Origin of the sequence: Variovorax sp. JS1663 (assembly GCF_002157355.1) — a bacterium.
In the GTDB taxonomy this organism is placed as follows: domain Bacteria; phylum Pseudomonadota; class Gammaproteobacteria; order Burkholderiales; family Burkholderiaceae_C; genus Variovorax.
Map to the genome: position 1 here is coordinate 80848 of NZ_LYMK01000024.1, position 19864 is coordinate 100711.

General features: G+C 62.9%; 14 protein-coding genes and 1 pseudogene. 5 read left to right on the plus strand and 10 right to left on the minus strand.

All coding sequences use genetic code 11. From position 1 onward, the window contains the following. Nucleotides 1–20: 20 nt before the first annotated feature. The 3 genes from A8M77_RS20145 to A8M77_RS20155 form a co-directional block, all read right to left on the minus strand. Nucleotides 21–1043 carry a hypothetical protein gene (locus tag A8M77_RS20145; protein ID WP_086923289.1) on the minus strand — a complete coding sequence of 341 codons (1023 nt, stop codon included), beginning with the start codon at nucleotides 1041–1043 and terminating at the stop codon, nucleotides 21–23. A gap of 62 nt (nucleotides 1044–1105) precedes the next feature. Beyond that, on the minus strand, nucleotides 1106–1708 hold the full coding sequence (locus A8M77_RS20150) for a hypothetical protein (RefSeq protein ID WP_086923290.1): 603 nt from the start codon (nucleotides 1706–1708) through the stop codon (nucleotides 1106–1108). A 4-nt stretch (nucleotides 1709–1712) separates the two neighbouring features. After that, a complete protein-coding gene (locus A8M77_RS20155) occupies nucleotides 1713–3431 on the minus strand; it encodes a UvrD-helicase domain-containing protein (RefSeq protein WP_086923291.1) in 1719 nt (572 codons plus the stop codon). A 193-nt stretch (nucleotides 3432–3624) separates the two neighbouring features. Here A8M77_RS20155 and A8M77_RS20160 point away from each other — a divergent pair, with 193 nt between their 5' ends. Then, entirely contained in the window at nucleotides 3625–5799 is a 2175-nt protein-coding gene (locus A8M77_RS20160) for an RNB domain-containing ribonuclease (protein WP_086923292.1), read from the plus strand. A 254-nt stretch (nucleotides 5800–6053) separates the two neighbouring features. Here the strand turns inward: A8M77_RS20160 and A8M77_RS20165 are convergent, their stop codons facing one another. Together A8M77_RS20165 and A8M77_RS20170 are read right to left on the minus strand one after the other, a co-directional pair. Beyond that, nucleotides 6054–6581, minus strand: a complete 528-nt coding sequence (locus A8M77_RS20165; protein ID WP_143694675.1) for a hypothetical protein — start codon at nucleotides 6579–6581, stop codon at nucleotides 6054–6056. After that, complete coding sequence (locus tag A8M77_RS20170; RefSeq protein WP_086923294.1) at nucleotides 6574–6918, minus strand: nucleotidyltransferase domain-containing protein; 345 nt, start codon at nucleotides 6916–6918, stop codon at nucleotides 6574–6576. Before A8M77_RS20170 ends, A8M77_RS20165 begins: the two co-directional genes overlap by 8 nt. 625 nt (nucleotides 6919–7543) lie before the next feature. On the opposite strand from A8M77_RS20170, the gene A8M77_RS20175 reads away from it, so the two are divergent. After that, the gene (locus tag A8M77_RS20175; protein ID WP_086923295.1) at nucleotides 7544–8704 is read left to right on the plus strand and encodes an IS30 family transposase; all 1161 of its coding nucleotides are present in this window, start codon (nucleotides 7544–7546) and stop codon (nucleotides 8702–8704) included. A 281-nt stretch (nucleotides 8705–8985) separates the two neighbouring features. On the opposite strand, the gene A8M77_RS20180 is transcribed toward A8M77_RS20175, so the two are convergent. The 3 genes from A8M77_RS20180 to A8M77_RS20195 all read right to left on the minus strand — a co-directional run bounded on the left by A8M77_RS20180 (nucleotide 8986) and on the right by A8M77_RS20195 (nucleotide 13123). Further along, complete coding sequence (locus A8M77_RS20180) at nucleotides 8986–9498, minus strand: hypothetical protein (protein ID WP_086923296.1); 513 nt, start codon at nucleotides 9496–9498, stop codon at nucleotides 8986–8988. Nucleotides 9499–11259: 1761 nt separating this feature from the next. After that, nucleotides 11260–11631 (minus strand): hypothetical protein, encoded by a 372-nt coding sequence (locus A8M77_RS20190; protein WP_143694676.1) that lies wholly within the window; start codon nucleotides 11629–11631, stop codon nucleotides 11260–11262. A 100-nt stretch (nucleotides 11632–11731) separates the two neighbouring features. Beyond that, nucleotides 11732–13123 (minus strand): replication initiation protein, encoded by a 1392-nt coding sequence (locus A8M77_RS20195; protein WP_158100959.1) that lies wholly within the window; start codon nucleotides 13121–13123, stop codon nucleotides 11732–11734. Between the two features lie 645 nt (nucleotides 13124–13768). On the opposite strand from A8M77_RS20195, the gene A8M77_RS20200 reads away from it, so the two are divergent. Beyond that, nucleotides 13769–15007 (plus strand): ParA family protein, encoded by a 1239-nt coding sequence (locus A8M77_RS20200; RefSeq protein WP_192871643.1) that lies wholly within the window; start codon nucleotides 13769–13771, stop codon nucleotides 15005–15007. Continuing rightward, entirely contained in the window at nucleotides 15007–16026 is a 1020-nt protein-coding gene (locus A8M77_RS20205) for a ParB/RepB/Spo0J family partition protein (protein ID WP_086923299.1), read from the plus strand. Before A8M77_RS20200 ends, A8M77_RS20205 begins: the two co-directional genes overlap by 1 nt. Nucleotides 16027–16288: 262 nt before the next feature. Here the strand turns inward: A8M77_RS20205 and A8M77_RS20210 are convergent, their stop codons facing one another. Beyond that, nucleotides 16289–16531, minus strand: coding sequence for a hypothetical protein (locus A8M77_RS20210; RefSeq protein WP_086923300.1), 243 nt, complete (start codon nucleotides 16529–16531; stop codon nucleotides 16289–16291). Between the two features lie 950 nt (nucleotides 16532–17481). On the opposite strand from A8M77_RS20210, the pseudogene A8M77_RS20215 reads away from it, so the two are divergent. Further along, nucleotides 17482–17640, plus strand: a pseudogene (locus A8M77_RS20215) (EamA/RhaT family transporter); the annotation flags it as partial. Between the two features lie 389 nt (nucleotides 17641–18029). On the opposite strand, the gene A8M77_RS20220 reads toward A8M77_RS20215, so the two are convergent. After that, nucleotides 18030–19328: a hypothetical protein gene (locus A8M77_RS20220; protein ID WP_143694677.1), complete on the minus strand. Its 1299-nt coding sequence runs from the start codon at nucleotides 19326–19328 to the stop codon at nucleotides 18030–18032. Nucleotides 19329–19864: the final 536 nt, after the last annotated feature.

Here is a 19864-nt window from a genome sequence, read left to right on the forward strand (position 1 = left end):
AGCAGGGTCCCGCTTTCAGGTTAACGCGGGGCGTCGGCCGTCGAGCTTTCGTCTTCGAGCAACGGGGCGGCCAGGACATACGGCTGACCGTTCACCATCACATCGCTGGCGCTCATCGCAGTGCGGATCATCAGCTGAGCCGGCACCAGCGCTTGCACCTTCACCGCGTTCTCGGCGCTCTCCGCCACGACCGTGAAAAGCTCGATGTGGGTATAGCTGAGCGTGTCGCCTTCCTGGCGGCCGCCACAGGCGCTCGCGAGGGTCTCCTGCCCCAACGCTGCATCGGCCACTTCGCCTGCCACGGCGGTCACCACAGGCGATCCTGCGACGGCCTGGGGAACGCCCGAGAGCTCGCGATCGTAGTCGTCGTACTCGTCGCCGGCGATCATCATGAACCGCAGTTCCTTTGGCTCGGCCACCTGCACGGTGAAGACTTCGCCGCCGGTGCGCGCGATCTGGGCGACGGTCTCGCGAGCGACACGGGCTTCGTTGTTGAGCGCGAACCTGATCATCGAGTTGACGCTGGCGCCGGCTTGTTCGTAGAGCTGCTGCCAGCGGGCACCGCTCAGATTGGCGAGCGTCGCCTTGAACGATGCGGCCAGGTCGCTCGGCACCGAGATCGTGACCGTCTCGGGGATGCCGCCCATCTGCTCCAGCATCTCGCCGCGCTCGTCGTCACGAACGCCACCCGGCACGGCGCCGTCGATCAGCTCGAGCAGGTAGATGGACTTGAGCAGCGGGTCGGTGCGGAACTTGTCGCCTTCCATGCGCCCGAAGACGCCGCCAAACACCTGGCCCTGGCGGCCGCCGATCGGCAGCATGATCGTGATGTCTTCCGTGGCGACCACGGGCGCCTGGCTCGCTTCACCAGTTGCGGCGGCGGCGGCCTGGGCGACGACTGCGGCTTCCTGTACGGGCGCGGTGCTGGTGGTGGTCGGCTGGCCGACGGGCGCACTCGCCACCGGTGCAGCAGCGGGCGCCGCGGTGGGCGCTGCGGCGCGCGGCGCGAAGCCGAATCTGAGGGTGGACGTGGTGGTCGTCATGATGCTGTCGCTCCTGGGTGATCGGCTTTAGTGATGCCGTGTTGCTGATGGGAAAACTGCGATCAGGCGCGCGGCGCCTGGTCGGACTCGGAAGAGTCGGGGGACTGGGATGCAGCGGCCGCGCGCGAGCGCAGCAGCTCGCCGATGGCCTTGACGTCCAGTTCGGCGTGCAGGTGGCCAACCAGGTTGCCATCTGGAAGCGCAATGTGCTCGGCGAGCACCTCGCCGTCGAGAACGTCGTTGTAGACGTAGGCGCGCGGGACGCCGCCGCTGATCTCGACCGCCACCATCAACTGGGGCAGGCCGTCGAGGTCATCATCGGCAATGCCGGCTGGCCGGATCTCGATCAGGCCCTTGTCGGCATCCATGGTCATCGTGTAGGTGGGCTCAGCCTCCAGCGCGGGGGTGCTTCCGTCTCGGACGTCCCAGCGTTGCATGGTGCGCTGGACAGGTTGCCTGGCGGCCTGTTCGAGCCTTGCGATCTGTTCCTGCTGGCTGCGCAGCTGCTGGAACATGGCCAGCATCAGGTTGTCGCCGTCAGAGGACATGTCGCGCCAGGGCTCGCCGTGGCGAAGCGCCGTGAAGGAGAAGCGGCCGTTCTTGTGGCCCAGCTCGACGGTGTACTTGCCACCGTCGAGGGTGATCGTGTCGATGGTGTCGCTCATAGGTTCAGTGCGTAGGACGCGCCGCGCCGACGCTGTTCATGAGTTCGATAGCGCGCGTGCGCTCGGCCTGCAGCTGGGGCAGTTCCTTGAGCCATTGCTCGGTCTCGTCGTTCAGCTTGCACATGCCGCGGGCCCGCGTGATGCCGACGTACAGAAGGTTCACCTCCTGTTCGGTGACCTTGGAAAGCTCGCCCGTTTCGCAGATTTCCTTCTCGGCCTCAAAGAGGAACTCGAAGTCATTGCCGATGCGAACGCAGTCCCACTCCATGCCCTTGGACTTGTGGAGCGTGGTCATGGTGAGATTGGCCGCAGCCGGATCTCTCACCTCGTGCTTCTTCACCTGGGCAACAAGCTGCGGAATCTTGTGCTCGTGGCGCTCGACCACCTTGATGAGCATGCGGGTCTCGGTGTCGCGCGACGACTCGGAATAGTCGACGAACTCATTCCACGAGCGGAACCGCTTCATGAACGGCGCACGCACCGCATGCAGCGAGCGTGCCCAGATGTTGTAGGCATCGACGATGACGTCGAGGTTGTAGTTCTCGACGCCGCCGAGCCAGTGCACGCCGCGACCCTGACGGGAGACAGCTTCCTCGAAGAGGCCCGAGTTCGTGCGGGTGAGCAGCGTCGACTGCCGGCCCCAACCGGTGTCCTTGCCCATACCCTGGATCTCGATCGATTCGCCCTTCAGGTTCTGCAGAATCTTGTTGGCCACGTCCGCCGTCCTCGGGCCGAAGCGCCAGGTGCGGGGCATCGTCACAACGCGGCTTCCCTCGAGCGCGCGAAGGTTCTGCATGGCATTGGTGGCGCCACGGAAGCCGAAGATCGACTGGTGGCGGTCGCCGATGGCCAGGAGCCGGCAGCGATCGAGCTGCGCGATGACCAACTGCTCGGTGAGCGGATTCGTGTCCTGCGCCTCGTCCAGGATCATGCAGTCGTAGTTCAGGCGCGGGCCCGACATCGTCCAGAGCTTCAGGTACGTGTCGTGCGTGACCGGCATCTTGGAGCCGGGGGCAATGATCCTCTGCCAGGCGCCGCGGGCGTGGCCGAGGACGAGCTCCTGTTCCAGCGGCGTCAGGCCCCAATCGGCCACGGCCGCCAGGTGCGATGCGTTGATCTCGGAGTCCACGCTGGCATAGAACGAGGCGAGCGTCTTCCCGATGCAGCCGGCGATTCGGTTCTCCACCCCGAGCTGCTCGGCGATGTCGCGCGGGCGCCAGGATTGGACCAAGCGGTCCTTGAACTTCCGTCCCACCGCGTTGAAGGCCAGGCTGTGGACGTTGTACACGTCGACGTTCGACGGGAATCTCTGGCGGGCTTCGTCAGCGTTCGCACGGCCGAAGCACAGGTAGATCATCTTCTCGCGCGGGCGCGCCGCCGCATAGCCCACCGCGGTGGTCGTCTTGCCCGATCCAGCCACGGCCTCGCCAATGACGATGTGGTCCTTGGCGTCGATGAGCTCCTGCTGGTTCACGTCATACTTGACCGCGCGCTTCGTGGGACTTGTGCCGGTCGGCGTCGTGACGGCGGCGGCGTCGGCTGCGGCGCGGGCCGCCTGGGCCACGACGGACTGCGCGCGAGCCTTCTGGTCGAACTGGAAGCGCAGCGTGCGCGCACGCTCGATGAGCGCAGCGGTCCCGCCGCCGCCCGATTGCTCCGCGGGTTGCGGGCGAGCTGGCGCGGCAGGCTTTGCCGAGCCGGGTGGTGGGGGAAGGATCGCCATGTTGCCTTTAGTTCGCTCTGACTGGCACGGCGCAAAATTCTCATTTGCGCTGCACTATTGCTGCGGAATTTATCTGCTTGCGCAACAATACTCGAAACATTCGCGACGACGTCTTTTTTTGATTTGCCTGCCCGCGGGCCGACGCGAGCTTCATCCTTGACGGCGCACCTTCCCCTCTGCGCACAATGATTCCATGCACACCGACATCGCCCTCTTCACCATCGACGCAGAACACTCCCGCGATCTGGACGACGCGATCGGGATCGCCAGGAACGACTCCGGCTGGACGGTGCGCGTGGCCATCGCCAACCCTTCGGCCCACGTTGTGATCGGAAGCGACGAGGACCTCGCGGCCCGAAAGCAAGGCGCGACGATCTATCGCGGGCGTCGGGCCACCAGCCCCATGCTCCCTCGCTCGATCTCTGAGGACCGGGCGACGCTGACAGCTGGTGTTCCCAGATCTGCCGTCCTCATCGACCTCGAGCTCGACCAGGCCGGCCGGCACGTTGGCACCCGCCCTTCCCTGCGCGAGATCACCGTGGTGCAGCGCCTCTCATACAAGGATGTGCCATCCGTCGCGTCCGACCAGTCCCACCCGCTTCACCAGGCGATGGTGGATGCGATCGCGATTGCACGGGGATTCCTGAAGCAGCGGCGCGCGCGCGGCGCGCTCGCCTTCCTCGACCAGCAACAGCTGCTTCTCACCGACGAGGAGGGGCGTGTGCAGCACTTCTCCGCCGGCGAGATGGTCGGGCACCTGCTGGTGCAGGAGATGATGATCGCGGCCAACTCCGCCGTCGCCGAGCTCGCCGCCAGGAGCGACGTCCCCTTCCTATATAGATCCCACGAGCCGCGGATCTCTGCGCCACGAGGCCTCGCCGCGGCGGAATCCTTCGAGGTGTGGATCGCGGGCGGTCATGCCACCACCGCGGCCGCAACCGAGCGGCTCAACCTCATTGCGCAGAAGGCGCGTTACACGAGCACTCTCACCGGCCACTACGGATTGAACGTGCCCGCGTACGCCCATATCACCTCGCCACTGCGCCGCTACGCCGACCTGGTGGACCAGCGCCAGCTCGTTGCGCTGATCCAAGGCACCGCCCTGCCCTACTCACAGGACAAGCTGACCGCGATAAGCAACGAGCTGCTCGAGGCCTCGGAAGCTGTTGCGGCCGAGACGGCCAACTTCTACAAGGCGCCGGTGCTCGCAAAGACACAGGCTGCCCTGGAAGCGAACGCCCTGAATGCGCTGCGCGGGCTGGCCGACAACGAGCTAGGCCAGGCCGTGAAGGCGGGCCTTGCGGGCAACTTCGCGCCGGCGTTGGTCGACGAGCTGCTTCGCCGCATGTCCGCCGGCACGCTGGCCGACAAGATCTCGGTACGCTTCATCGAGGGCCGCGCCGCCCTGCCACCAGCAGTTGCCGAAGGCTTCATCTCGATGATCCGGGCCAAGCCGGCCGCGGCCGTGTCGTTCCTGCACCATGCGCGCGCCATCGACCTGTTGAGTGATTTCGAGGTGCACTTCGAGGAGTTCCCGAGCCGGACCGGTCCATCCTTCAAGGCGACGACCACGATGCGCGACGCCGAACGCGGCCTGACCTACAGCGCAGTGGCCACGAACGGGAAGAAGAAGGCAGCCGAGCAGGCGGCCGCGCTACTGGCGCTTTGCGATCTGATGGGTGTAGCCCGGCCGGGGCCGAACCGTACGCAAGGCGACGCGCCCTCCTCTTCCCCCGCAGTCCCCACGGCGGGTCCCGCGCAACAGCACGCTGCTGCTGTTCAGGCTCCCCTGAACGGGAACCCCAAGGGCGCGCTCCTGGAGTTCTGCCAGAAGCATGGGCTGGGCACGCCGTCTTTCGCGAGCACGTCGACTGGTCCGTCGAACGCACCTGCCTTCGTCTGCACAGCCGAACTGGGCCTCGGCGAGGAATCCCTCTCGGCACGCTCCGAACCGACGCCGGCGAAGCGCCGCGCTGAAGCCCTCGCTGCCGAGGCGCTACTCGTGCAGCTCGTGCTGCGTCAGGCGCGCGCCATTCAGGTCGAGCCTCGTATGGCCCCGCCCGCTCCCGCGGCGGTAACTGCTCAGGCCGGCACGAGCTCGGCGACCCCGGCGCCGGCACCGTCGGCGAGCGATCGGGGCCGCTCGATCCAGCTGCTCCAAGAATATGCGCAGAAGGCCGGGCGGCCGCTCCCAGCTTACGAGTACGTCGAGATCTCCAAGACGCCGAGCGCGTTCGAGTGTGTGGTTCGCCTCGATCTGGCCGGCGGCACGTTCGAGGCCCGGGCCGCGGCCTCATCGAAGCAGGCGTCGAAGGGTGCCGCCGCGGAGCTCGCCCTCAGTCAGCTCACCGCCGACGCCGCCGCTTGATCCTCGCGGCGGGGGATTGTTGCGCTCTTTGTTGCGCAGCGAAGCAATAAACGAAACAAGACGGCCTGGGCCGGTCACGGCTCCCTCCAGGTCTCGGCACGCCAGCTGGTCAGTGTCGCCGCGACCTGCGCGAGAGATCGCGCGGGACCTCCTCCTCTTCAACTCTGCAGGCAAGCGTCCGCCGTCCGCTTTGTCGCGCTCTTTAGTTCGCAGCGCAACAATGATCGAAACAATAGATTCAATCGCGCGCCAGCCTATTTCGGCGCAGGATGAGTCAGAGCGGGCGCGTCATCAGGTCCGTGGATCAGTCCGTTTGCAAAGGCATGAAGGTCGCTGATGGTGTGCTCGATCGCAGCCCTTGCATCCGGTATGAACTCCAGAATTCGGGCGGGCTTGAGGTCTCCCGCATAGTTCGATCTGATGACGTGGCGCATCCGCAGCATCGATTCGAGACCTGCAAAAGCCTGTTCGCTCAATATGGCGCTGCGAACGCCTGGGACTTCGACAGCAGCAATCTCCAGCAGTTGCTTGTGCCATGCTTCAGTCTTGCGAAGCTCATCGCCGAGCTGCTCCATTACTTGCTTCAACAAGTTTTCGGCCTGCGAGTACAGGCCTTGGATATGCGAGGCCATTGCCAACGCATGGCTACGCTCCGAATAGAAGGTCGGGCCCTCGGTGCGCGTCCTTTCGAACCCACGATGGTCCTCGTCCATCGCCTCGAGCTCCGCTTCGAGACGACCCAAGGCGCGCTTGACTATCGCCGCAATGGCTTGCTCACTCATCATGAACTCCGAATCTCATGAACTCCAACATCTCCGCGTCCAAAGCCTCCGCCATGACGACGTCCACCTCGACGTCCTTGATCCACTCTCGGGCCATCCGCCAGATCTCAAGGTCGCTTTGACCCGCGGCGTCCTCCACGAGCAGATCGATGTCAGAGTTTGGATCGAAGTAGGCCCCGGGCTTCGCGAATGACCCGATCGCCTCAACCTTCACGCCGTGTGATCGCAACGCCGCAAGAGCTGCCGCGACCTGAGGCCGAAGGACTTCCCGGAGCGCGTCGCTGCGCTCCTTGCGGATTTCCTTCAGTGATCTATACAGACCGACCATGGTGATCATCGTAGAGGAATTCGGAACGCGGGTTCGGATAATCGGCGTCAGGTGCCCGCAGGAGGCCTTGTTGACCTATTGCGGCAACAAGCAGGCTCAGTCCCCTGCGCTCAAGCCCATCGGAGAGCGCAACACGACCCCGACGGCGGCGAATACGCCAGGGATCGAGCCGGCTGCCCATCCTTGACCACTGCGGCGTCGCGGCGTCCGGCGCACGCGCTTCAATGCGCTTGGGGTGCGCTCCACCCTGCCCTGCTCGCTATCCAGGACGGCAGCGATTAGATAAGGCGAAGGGCCGATTTCTCATCAAATCAACGACTTACGCGCGCCGCCATCAAAGTTAGACCCTAATCTTGATGGAATGTTGTTCTAACCGTGAACGAGCGGTCGGCGAAGCGAATGAGTTCCTCCAAGGTTGTCGCACTTGCTAACCCAGGAAAATCAACAGCTTACGAGCGCCGTTTTCAAAGTTGCACCCTTCGCTTTTTCACAGTTCCGCGCGGGCACAGGTGCAGCGAGGATCCAACGGCCGCTTCCGGGCCCCTTTGCCGTCCGCTGTAGGCCCGGTTGGGGCTGCGGATTCAACCGGTCGATGCAACACACTGATGACTGCCGCAGGCAGAAGGAGTGTTGCATGGCGTACCGGACACGAACCTACTACACAGACAGCCAGAAGGCGCTGATGTGGCAGCGCTGGAGGGAGGGGTGGACCCTCCATCAGATCGCTCAACTGTTCAATCGGGCACACACGTCCGTACAAAAGATTTTGTCCCGTACGGGTGGCATTCGACCACCGGAGCGAAGCCGTTCATCGATGGCGCTGACGCTGGCCGAGCGCGAGGAGATCTCGCGTGCCATGGCAGCTGGCTTCTCGATTCGCTCGATCGCGTTGATCCTCGGGCGAGCGCCATCCACCATCAGCCGCGAGATCAAGCGCAATGGTGGTCGGGGATGCTATCGGGCGAGCCAGGCCGACCAGGCCGCCTGGGATCGGGCCCGTCGACCAAAGCGCTGCAGGCTGGCTGAGAACCGGGACCTGGCGCGCATCGTCACGGAGAAGCTTCGGCTGCAATGGTCTCCGGAGCAGATTGCCGGTTGGCTCAAGCATACTTACCCGAGCGACGAGACCTCCCACGTGTCCCACGAGACCATCTACCGCAGCCTGTTCATTCAAGCCCGCGGGGCGTTGAAGAAGGAGCTGTTGCAGCATCTCAGGCGCACCCGGGGCATGCGCCGCTCGCGCCATCACACGCAGAAGACAGACGTCCACGGAAGAATCGTCGACGCCGTTTCCATCAGCGAGCGGCCAGCCACGGTTGAAGACCGAGCAGTTCCCGGCCACTGGGAAGGCGACTTGCTCTTCGGAAGCGCCAACAGCCAGATCGCCACGCTGGTTGAGCGACAAACGCGATATGTGATGTTGGTCAAGCTGGATGGCAAGGTCTCTCAGACCGTCGTCAACGCACTCATCAAGAACGCCCGCAAGCTGCCGCAGGAGCTCTACAAGTCACTGACCTGGGACAGAGGCACGGAGATGCACGCTCACAAGAAGTTCACGTTGGCCACCGACATTCAGGTGTACTTTTGCGATCCGCAGAACCCATGGCAGCGCGGAAGCAACGAGAACACGAATGGATTGCTCAGGCAGTACATGCCGAAGGGCATGGACATCTCAGGGTTCTCACAGCTTCAACTCAATGCGATCGCTAGACAATTGAACGAGAGGCCGCGCAAGACGCTCGGCTTCCATACACCCGCTGAGATGTTCAGCGAATGTGTTGCATCGACCGGTTGAATCCGCAGCCCTGAACCGACCTTCAGCCGTCGAAGTTCAACGGCGCAAAGCGGTCACTCCGGCGGAAGCCTGCGCGAACTGCTTGGCCAGCGCAAGCCTCTTCGACCGACTTTGTCATTCCAGCCCTGCTTCCTCGCCCGTCACGCAACGCACGCGACATCGACCACCTGCTGTCTCATCTCTTGTGCCCGACGGCAGCGCCCGCATAGGGCGCTGGCCGTTGCAGTCGTTCGCTCAATTCCTAAGCTGACGTTCGTCCACCCCGGTCGGCATGTAGGGCCTCACTCGGCGCGTTGCAAGTCGCGGCTCAGTGCGCGCAGTTCCTTGAGTTCAAGTTCCCATTCCTCATTGCATTCCTTGTTAAAAGGGACGTCCCGGTTGTGGCTCTCGAACTCTCGAAAGTGGCTCATGGCCTCGTCCCGCGCATGAACATATCCAAAGATGTAGCTGAAGGCGACGGCCGCCGCGACCGCGTAGCCGGATGTGAAATAGGCTATGGCGGCCAAGACGACTGCCGTCCCTATGGCGTAACTGCCAAAAGCCACGTTGAACGTCATTGGTGTCGCGTAAAACGTGTCGTGGAGGATATTCGCCTCGGTTAGGTTAATGCTTCGGCGCACAAACTCCAGCCTGACCTTCGCGTCTGGGATTTGAGCCGCTACCTCGACTTCTGACATCCGTTCCCTGTCCCGCGTGGAGACGAGGTGCTCGACATGTTCCCGGTAGTAGCTGTTGTAGGCGTCTCGCGCCTTTTCGAGGGAGGTGTTGTCGGCCTCGGACGGCTTTTTTGCCATGACCTGTTCCCTTCAATGAGAACCAATGTGATGAGCTTGCCTAGTCTCCAGGTAAGCCGCGGCGAGAATGAAATTCGGTTTTCGCAACGGCGCCGAAGCTGCTGGCCGCTATTGGCTCTGGCATTCTGCCCTGCCCGCTGTAGATACGCAGGCCCCGCGCCCCGTCGACTACCGTGGCATGAGCCTGTTAGGCCGGACGGCCATCCGCGTCGGTCCCCACATGCGGAACGTCAGGATTCTTAGCGGCTAAAACTCTGCGGCAACCCACCGCGCGTGAGCTCGGCGCCATTCGGCTTCGCGTGGCGCGTCACTGAACCTTCTCAGTTTTCAGGCGGCGCCAATAGCGTTTCGAGTGTGTGCCATCGGACAGCGGCTTTGGGCGCCCAAACTTGTCGTCCAAATACTCGGGGGCAAGGGTGAAAGCGGTTGCCCGACGGGTCAGGTCTCATTTCGGCCAATCTTTCTCAGGAACGCCTGCATACCTGGAGACAAGGGGGGCGCGAGATGAAAGTTGTGGCCATGTGATTCCTCGAGTACAGGCCAAGCCCGGGTTAGATGGCCTTGAGAACGAAAGTATGGATGGAGCCAGAGCCAGTCCAGCGACCAAGAAGCTGGCGCATCTTGCCATTCGCGCCACCGAAAACAGCAAGCGCCGAATAGGTGGAACCGGTCGTTGAACAGGTATGCCCTGTACGGCACGTGGTCAGGTGAAGACGCAGACTCTGCAGCCTCGAACTGAATTCCATCTGTGTGCATTTCCCGAAGGAAGTAGCGCGCGAAACGCTCCACATGCTCACGCATGCGCTTCGGCGACTCCGGTAGTACGACGTCAGGGCTGGTGGGCGCGCGACCGGTGACCTGAGGAAGGCTGATGGTGTTAGAAGGTGTGCGGGGAGCCCACGATGCGACCCAACTTAGTTATAGGGAGACAGCGCTGCGCCCTAACTCAGCCCCACTCGCGAGCTCGTAAGCCGCATGGCCGTTGAGCTTTCTTGTGGCAGGCGCAGTTTCATGCCGCGGAACATTAAGACAAAGCAGCAGCTGGTTGCTCATGGACGAATGGTTTCACGCGAACGCCGTCGTGGAAATCTTCCTGTGCTTCAGGCATGGACGCAGCTATCCAGATACCGTGCATTGGCGTCCGATTTGAGGCGCAGTTCGCCGGCCCCGAAGGCAAGGACGGTGCCGTCAGGGAACACCGGGCTCGGCTTGTCGTGAAAGGCTCGCAATCTCGTTGAGGTAGAGACGTCGAAGCTTAGATAGTTTCCTTGAGCGTCGTTCAACCATACAGGTGACGCCGCCGCCGGCCACCTGAAGGTCAGGGATGCGTACGAATGCCGACCATAGCTCTTTAGCGCGAGTAGCCTGCTTTCGAGGACGTGGTCGGATGGCTCATTCACCGCAGCAAAGTTCTGGCCCTCAAATTTCATGATTGAGAAGTTGAGTCGAAGGTCCGCTGATGGCCGGGACCGGCATGTTGGCGATTGTTGCTCGACTCGTTGGCAGCGCGCACACGCTTCGAGATTCGGAGTGGCCCTGCCCTGCTCTTCCTGCGCCGTTGAAACTTCGACGACACCCGCCGACCGATTCTTCAACCAGATCAATCACTTACGGAGGCCGCCGTCAAAGTTAGACCCTAAATTTGATGGAATTCCGGCCTAACTTTGAACGAACTCAAACGGAACCGGATTCCTCCCGAACAGGTTCAATACGGGGTCCTTCTCTCAGAAAAAGAAATTCCGTACGTTTCCCGATCGAACGTCATCCTCGAGGAGTCAGCCTTGCCGCGGGCCGGTGCACGCCAGAGAGGTCGGACTGCAGCGCGATCTCACACTCATAGAGAACGCCGGCCAGGCAGAGCATCATCTGCCACCGCGCGCCAGGCGCTCGCGGCTCGCCGGTCTCGTCGTAGTAGACGATGATTCCCGCCTCGCGCAGGTCGCGGAGTGCGAACGAAGCGACCAGGCTGCTGTCAAAGGCGTTGGCCTTCAGCGTCACGACCCGCGCGGCGTCGTCGTACTCGACCGCCTCGAGCTCCATGTCCATAAGCGAGGAGAAGGTGTGCTTGATGGTGCACGGGCCCGGACGTGGCTGGAAGGCTGGTGCCGAAGGAGATGGGGTGGCAGCGTTCATTGGTTCCGAGAAGAGGTCACGAGATTGTTTCGCCCTTTGTTGCACCGAGCAACAACAATAGGCGCAACAAAGTGGCCGGCCTGGTCGCCTCCGAACCGCCCTATGCGGGTCGGCTCTCCGCGGCGACCTGGAGCAACTGCTCCGCCGTGGGCTCGTCCCAACCCTCGCCTCTCGACCGCAGCCCGTAGAACCGGATCATCTCGCCGCGCACCAGGTTGTGATTCCAGCCGCTGGTCTGCAGCCGCTTGAGGATGCTCGCGTGAGCGTTGCGTCGTGTCAGGTCCTCGAGCAGCTCGCCGGCGATAACGGCCTGCTGCTCGACCGGGAGCGCCTGCAGCTCGGCGATCAGCTCCTCGCGAATTCGCGTCTTGAACTTATCGTTCCACTCCTTCATCCGCGCCTCCTGTTCCCGCCTGCTCTCGGGACTGGTCGGGTCAGCGCGAGCTGCTTCCTCTTCAATCTTGGCAACGACGATCTTCGCCTCGCTGGGCAGCATGCTCTTCAAATAGCGATAGCTGTCGCGAACGGGCTCCGCGAAGTCACTCTTGACCCGACGCTCCAGGCCGTCGAGCCCGCGCTGGAAGGCTTCTGGGCCGAACTCCGAGATCAACGTCTCCGCCTTCTCGGGGTCTATGTCGAGGGCCTCCGCCCGATTCAGCAGCGCTAGGTCGACTGGCCCGTCGATCGAGGCCAGCAGAGAGCGCTGCTTCTTCGGCCGGATGAGGAACTGAATGTCTTTGACGAACCGGCCTTCCTTGTAGTCCTTCAGTTCGACTTCGAGGTCGCTGATCTGATTGATCTGGGCGACCGCTTTATTCAGCACGTCCCTCTTGAACATGCGGTACTCGAAGTTGGCCGTCTTCTCGCCGTCGGGCTTGCCGGTGAGCACCGGCCGCCACCAGTTCCAGTCCTGCCTCGGGGTGCGCCCCACGCCCTTGTACCGGGCGCAGATCTCATAGAGCGCCAACGCCGGATGGTGACTGAACTGGAACAGGATCTCCATGTCGAGATCGGCCCACACGAACGGCTGCAGCAGCTCCTGGCGCATGTTCACTGCGTACGACCACTCGACCCACACCTCGCCGCCGCGGCGCTTCTCCAGCTTTGCATGCGCGAGCATGGCGCACGCCTCCCACGCAGCCCCCTCCCCTTTTGTTGGCGACTGCCATTCGACAAGGGTGGTGATCATGGCCCGCAGGTGCTTTTTCACCTGCTCGACATCCTTGGAATTGAAATCGATGCCACGGACGATCTCGCGTAGCGGCGAGCTGTGAGTCTCCTCATCCATGCCCTGCCGCTGCGCTTCCTTCAGGAGTTTGTTCCAGACCTTTCGGCCGAGCACCGTGATCCTGTGGGACTTCGGTTGCATTGCCAGCGTGTTGACCGGCTTGCGCAGGCGGGTGTCCTCCACCTCTGCCGCGTGGAGCACGACTTCGGCGGATCGCCTTTTTGGCTTTGGTGGCGACGGTGGCAGAGCGGGCTCGAGGTCCATGGCGGCCCGACTATATGCCAGCGCACCAGATATGTGAAATCTGGAGTTCACGCGAAGTGGCCCGCAAACGTCGTTCTGATCGCCGGATTGAGGGGCTTGAGTTTTGAAAAGTGGAATCTTTAGGTTCCAGGTTCCCCGAAAAGCTTCACATATGCAGATGTTGGGGGCGAGCGTTCCCCGAAAACCTTCACGTGAAGGGGTTGCAGGAGGGGTCATTTGTCCCAGATTCGGGTCCAAACGGGGCCCGAAACACCACCGGAAGGCCGCTCTGGGTCTCAACCGCGGCGTTCCCCGAACTCACTCTGCTCCACCCCGAAAACTCTCACATGTCGCCCCGGCTCCCCTCTGCTTCTCCCCGAAACAACTCCGAAACTTCCCGAACCCACTCCGAAATCTCTCCTAAGTTGTTGATTTTTAAGGAGAAAATTCGCAGTAAAGATTCTTAAGTGGATTAAGGGATTGAACTATCAAAACCCGGCGCATCAATATGGAATCGAAACGGAGACAGATCGGCGGGAAGCCATGTGAATGTTTTCGGGGACGACACCCCGATTTCCTTTGCAAAAGCACCGTGCGTTGACACAATACGCGCCAGATTCAAATTTGTGTCAAGGAACGGAAAATCCGTTCGCAAGGAGAGTTGTGATGACTAAGCTAAAACTAAACAGGCTGAAGTCGGTGTCGATCGAGGACATCACTGACCAGGCCGAGAAGGCGACCGCCATGATGGGCCAGATCCGCTCGGCCATGCTGGCTCCCACGGCGAGGAAGAGCGCGCCGGCGTTCAACCTGAGCCAGCTGTCTGCGCTCTGCGGCGCTGAACGGGGCTCGATCCTCCATCGTCTCACCAAAGGCGGGCTGCCTCCGGGAAACTTGAACCCGTCTGGCAGCCGTCGTGAGTTCACGCTCGCCGAGAGTCGCGAATGGATTCGAGAGTATCGGAAAGAGCAGCGACGCCCGCAAGGCGCCGAAGCGGTAACCATCAGCGTCGGCAACTTCAAAGGTGGCGTGACGAAGACCACCACCGCGGTGACCTTGGCCCAGGGCCTCTCGCTCAGGGGGCACCGCGTCCTCATGATCGACGTCGACCCCCAGGGTTCGGCGACCACACTCTTCGGCATTTTGCCCGACACCGAAGTCGAAGAAGATCAGACAGTGCTTCCTCTGGCCATGGGCACGGAGTCAAGCATTCGGTACGCAATCAGGCCGACCTACTGGGATGGAATCGACATCGTAGCGGCAGCTCCACTGCTGTTCGGCGCCGAGTTCGCCCTCCCCTCGCGTCAATCCAGAGACGCGGAGTTCCAGTTCTGGAGCGTGCTCGACTTGGCTATCGATGACGTGAGAAGCGAGTACGACGTGATCATCATCGACACGCCCCCTGCCCTCTCTTATATGACGATCGCGGCGTTCATGGCAGCGGACGGCATCATCATGCCGCTACCGCCGAACCCGCTGGACTTCGCGTCCGCCGCCCAGTTCTGGACGCTCTTCTCAGACGTTGCGGCGAACTTGAAAGCCCAACGTGGCTATGACAAGCACTTCTCCTTCATGCACGTCCTGCTCGCGAGGGTTGACTCTTCCGATTCGGCGAGCAACGTCGTGCGCCAGTGGATCGGCCAGACCTACGCAGAAAAGGTTCTGCCGGTCGAGATTCCGAAGACGGCGGTCGCGTCGTCATCAAGCGCCGAGTTCGGGACGGTCTACGACGTCGCCAAGTACGATGGAAATGCGCGGACGTTCAAGCGCGCTCGCGATGCCTACGACACCTTCGTCGAGTATGTCGAGGGATCGATTCGCGAGGTCTGGGATACCCAGGTTGAAGAGCGGGCCAACGCTGCCCCAGTCAAGCCTGTTTCCGCTGTGATTGAAGGAGTCGCGTAATGGCCAAGAACCTCATGGAGAAGTCTCAGAGGATTCAGGTTCCTGAGCCCAGGTCGGCATCCACTCCGCCGCCGCCTCCTTCCAAACCCAAGACTGCGCCGGGGACGCTGATGGGTTTCATGGAGGGGCAGTCGACCGTCCACCAGGAGAACAAGGCTCTGCGCGAGCGGGCGGAGGAAGCTGAGCGGATGGCCGAGGAATTCAAGGGCGCCTCCCCGGTCAAGGTCCTGGACCCCAAGCGAATCCGGCGATCCGACTGGGCCAACCGGGACACCGCGTCCTTCGAGGGCGCGGCGTGGGAGGCATTCAAGGACGACATTCTGAAGAACGGCGGGAACGAGGTGCCCATCCGGGTGAGGCCACTTTCAGAGCCGGTCGACGGTTGCGACTTCGAGATCATCTACGGCCATCGCCGCCACCAAGCCTGCCTGGATCTGGGCCTGCCGATTCGGGCACAGATCGAGGATGCCACCGAGCACATGCTGTTCGTAGCGATGGAGCTGGAGAACCGCTCGCGCAAGGACCTGTCGCCATGGGAGCAGGGCATGTTCTACGCGAAGGCGCTCGACAAGGGGCTGTATCCATCGGGTCGAAAGCTCGCCGAAGCCATTCGCCGGGAACAGAGCGACGTGAGCAGGGCGATTGCGCTCGCTCGTCTGCCTGAGGCCGTCGTCAAAGCCTTTCCGAGTCCGCTCGACATTCAGTTTCGCTGGGCCAAAGACCTCACTGACGCCCACCAGGCCGACTCAGAGGGGCTGCTCGCGCGCGCACGTGCGATCGCTGCACAGGGCGTTTTAAAGTCTCCCGGTGCGGTGCTTGCCCAGCTGATTGGTCAAGCAGGTCGGGGAGACAGCAGTCGGACCGCGGACATAGAGATTGGTGCCAAGGTAGGAAAGAAGGCAACGGCTGTACTCACCTCTGACTCGAAGGGCCGCGCTTTGCTGAAATTTCAGGTCCAATTGCCGCCGGAGAAGCGCCAGGCACTTGCTGATCTCGTGGGAAAACTGTTGCTCGAGTAGGCTGCTTCCCGGCTCTATCGAGAGGGGTGATGGACGGTCCATCACCCTTTTTTTTGAGCGCCTGATGGACCGTCCATCGCCCCAGGCATCTCGATCGCGTGGCGCAGACGGACCATGCACGAACTGTCGCCCCAAAGGTGATGGACCGTCCATCGGCTACTTCCGGCGCCCGGTGCTCGCCTTGTGAGCTACCTTTTCCAGGCCCGTTTGGGGCGCCATAGGTCGGGGCCCTTACCTCATCGACGGGATCGATTCCGGTTCGCTACCTCTTGCCCAGTGACTCGAGGATCTCTGCGAGCATCGACTTTACGACGCCCATGTCTCGATCGCGCCTGGCCTCTACGAGCGGATCTGGTCCGCTGCCGGCCCGCGCGCCCGTGGCGCTCATTGCTTCTTGGGTTCTGGCCACCGCGTCGTCGAGCCTCGTGATGAGGTTGTTCCTCAGGGCCGTGAACTGCACGAGCTCGCGCCTCACCTCGACCAGTTCCTTGTGCATCGCGGTCATCTTCCGTTCCAGATCCTGCAGGGTTGGGACGCCGGCGGCCGAACCGACGGATGGAGCAGCTGGGGCGGCCGGCGGAGCTGGAGATGAAGGGGAGGGCGGTTGCCCGGCGGGCGCGATCTGGGCGAGTCGCGACTGGAGGCCTTCAGCCACCCGTGCGACCGCTAGGTCGAGAACGGCCTGGGAGCCGCTGTCCGCCAAGTGTGGCCATAGCTCGTAAACCCGAGCGATCGCCGCTCGCGTGTTCAGCCGCAGGCCTGGTCGTCCGGCGCGCTTTCCTCGCGGTAACAGGTCCTCGCGGGTGGACGCGCGCGGTTCCGGCGGGTGGGCCGCGGCCGGGGCTGGTTCAGCCGCGACGCACGCGGCGAACTCCCCAGTCGCGCTCCACTTCTTGAGGGACGACTCGGTCGGGGCCTCGTGCCCGTGCATCATCGTCAGCATGCGAGCGAGTTCGGCCAGCGAGCAATAGGGCGGCCATCCTTTTCCGGACTCCAGCGCGAACATGGTGAGGGGAGTTCGCCCAGGCGACGGGGACCAAGGGGACGTTTGCGGCGATGGCGTAGCGCTCACGGACGGCTCCGGCTATGTTTAGTTACTAGTAACTGAATTATGAACTGTTCGAGCCGGCTCCGACTCGCGTGGCGGCGATTTCCGTGAAACATTCTGCTCAGCGCGAAATGAAAAGCCAGGTAACCCGTTGTCGGGAAACAAGAAAAACTGTGTCCAGAGATTTCCGTGAAACACTGTCGATTTCGGTACCTTGCGCTGCCCTCTCTCCGGACTGCTTCCTAATGCCGGGCGCCTCAACTGGACCGAAACGCCCCCGGATTCCCAGTCGCGAGGGCCGATATGGCGGACTCAACCGTCGAGGCGAGCACAAGTAAACAGTTCAACCGGATAACTATCTCGGGTATGGCAACGGGCGGCCCCCTTGCATGGCACTCTCAGAGGTAATGAACAAAAGAACGATCGGCACGCTACAGATGATTGCGGCCATGTTGATCTCGGGAACCATCGGCTGGTTCGTCGTGCGCTCGGGGCAGCCGGTCATCGAGCTCCTGTTCTGGCGCTGCCTGTTCGGGGCGGCGACCCTGGCGGTCGTCTGTGCCAGCCGTTGCAGCTCGTCGGCTCGGCAGCCATCCTGATCGCAGCTGCCGGCATGAATCTCGGGTGGAGGTTTCAGAAAGCGCGGGTCGCCGACTGAGCTCGGCCGACCGTGGCAGCTGTCGGCGAGCCGATGCCACCGCCATGCCGCGAGCGCCGTGCCTATCCTCTCTGGTCTGCGCGCGCCCGCCGCGGGGGCGCGCCATCTCCCACTGTCCACCTACTTACTGCCTCTTCGGACCGCCGCGCGCGCGACACGCAACCAACACGCATTGGGGGCCGGCGGGCTCTCCTCGGGTACGGCCCTGGTGCCTTAGGCCAAAAGGCGGAGCGGGCCGTCCGTGTGCAGCGTTGGTGCGGGGTTTGTTGCGCAGAGCAACAATGACCGAAACGACCGTCACTCGCCGAACAGTGGCCCGTCGCCACCAGTCGGTGCTTCCGGCGCGTCACCGGTCCCGCCCTCCGCAGGACCCTGCGGCGCAGCGCGATCTGTTGCCTGGTCGCGCTGGTTCTGGGCATCAGCCAGGCCCGGCGAGAAACGACCAGCGCCTCGGTACGCTCGGTCGGCCCCGGCGTAGTTCGCCTTGATCGTGCGCTTGCGCTTCATGTAGTGGCCCATGACTGCAGCTGCCGCCTCAGGCCCGATCGTCGCCTGCATGTTGGCCGCCGCGGTCGACCGGGTGTCATAGAGCGAATAGAGCCGACCGTCAGGAAAAGCGCGGCGACACGCTTTGTGCAATGCGACCCGGCACCCGCCGTAGTAGCGCTCGAACGTAGGTTCTCCAGTCCGGTCCGGCGCGCCCGAGAGGTATTGCTGGAGGTTGGTCAGATGGGCATCCACTGCCCCGACCCAGCGAACCGGCACTTCGATGTCGCGCCAGGCGAGCCCCGCGTTGTGCAGCTCCCAGGCTCGCAGCCGCCGAAGTGTTTCGATCGCCTCGGCGTTGCTCTCATCGGTGCTGGCCTCGGCCTGGTCGAAGAAGGCGAGGTTTCGGGCCAGGGCATCGGAGTGCCGTTTCGCCGCGGCGACCACAGCCGAGACATTCTCGAGATCCTCTTCGGCCATCGAGGCAAGGTCCGCGTCCGCACTGTTCAGAAGACGCTCGGGAATGTGCAGCCAGTTGAACGGAGCCTGCTTCTTCAGCTTCGAGTTGGGTAGCCGAAGGATCCGTCGATCACGATCGAACCAGTACGCGAACTCCCACTCGCCCGGCCGGGCACCGGTCGCGACGCCGGCGTTCAGCCAGGAAGTGGTCTTGGCTGCCCACGATTGACGGGAGGAGCGGGCACTCAGAAGGCCGTTCAGCAGGATGCCCAGATCCTTCTCGGGAATGGACCGAGCCGAAGGACGTGTGTTACGCAAGATTTCTTGCTCCGCGCTTTCACGCGGGTCGAATGCCCGGGCGAGCTTCAGGCCGTGGTCCCGCATCTCCGGTGAGAACCCGAGGTCAGGCTGATTGAGAGCCCAGATGATCGCCGCCTTGTAGGTGCACTTCGTGCCTAGCTTGATCGTCGTGTCGGTCTGAAGGAGCTCGATCAGGTCTGCGGTGGCAACGAAGTCCGGATCGACATCGCGGTCCGCAGCGGCGCGATCGACCAGGCGGAAGTAGGTCCGGCGATAGACGGCGGCCGTCTTGGGAGAGACCTGCTCCGTGGCGGACGCGTACCAGGCGCTGAGGCGCTCGGTGGCCGACAAGTTCTGGGCGGGAGAGTCCGCCGGGGCGCTGGTCAGCAAAGGGGCCAGGCTCGGAAGGGAATCGCTCCCTGGGATCGGAGAGCTATGCGGGCCGTACTCCGAGGAGCTTTGATTCGTGTGTGGATGGCTGTTCATGTGTGGCTCGATCCCCGCGTTGGAGGGGTGGGGGCAGGGCTGGTCTGGGGCTGGTTCAGGGCTGGGCGAGTTCAGGAGGGATTCGGTCCGACTGGGTCTTGCTCCCAAGGGCCCTTGCTCGAATCTGTAACTATGCGGAGGGGCCGGATTCGCCCGGTACTTGCTCAAGTGGCTGATATCTGTGAAGTGTTCTGGTAACAAGTCCAAAAAACAGGCGAAAACAAGGGGTGCGTGTAACGGTGGCTAATCGCGATTCGTCACAGTCGCATGGCAGATTCGACGTGTGAGCAACTCTTCGAGCACGTGCGAGCAACTGCGGCTAATCGTGATAAGGGACAGTTGCAAGTCGAGACCTGCCTCCCGATAGGGTGGACGGCAGCTCCCGCCAGGCCTGAGCTCAC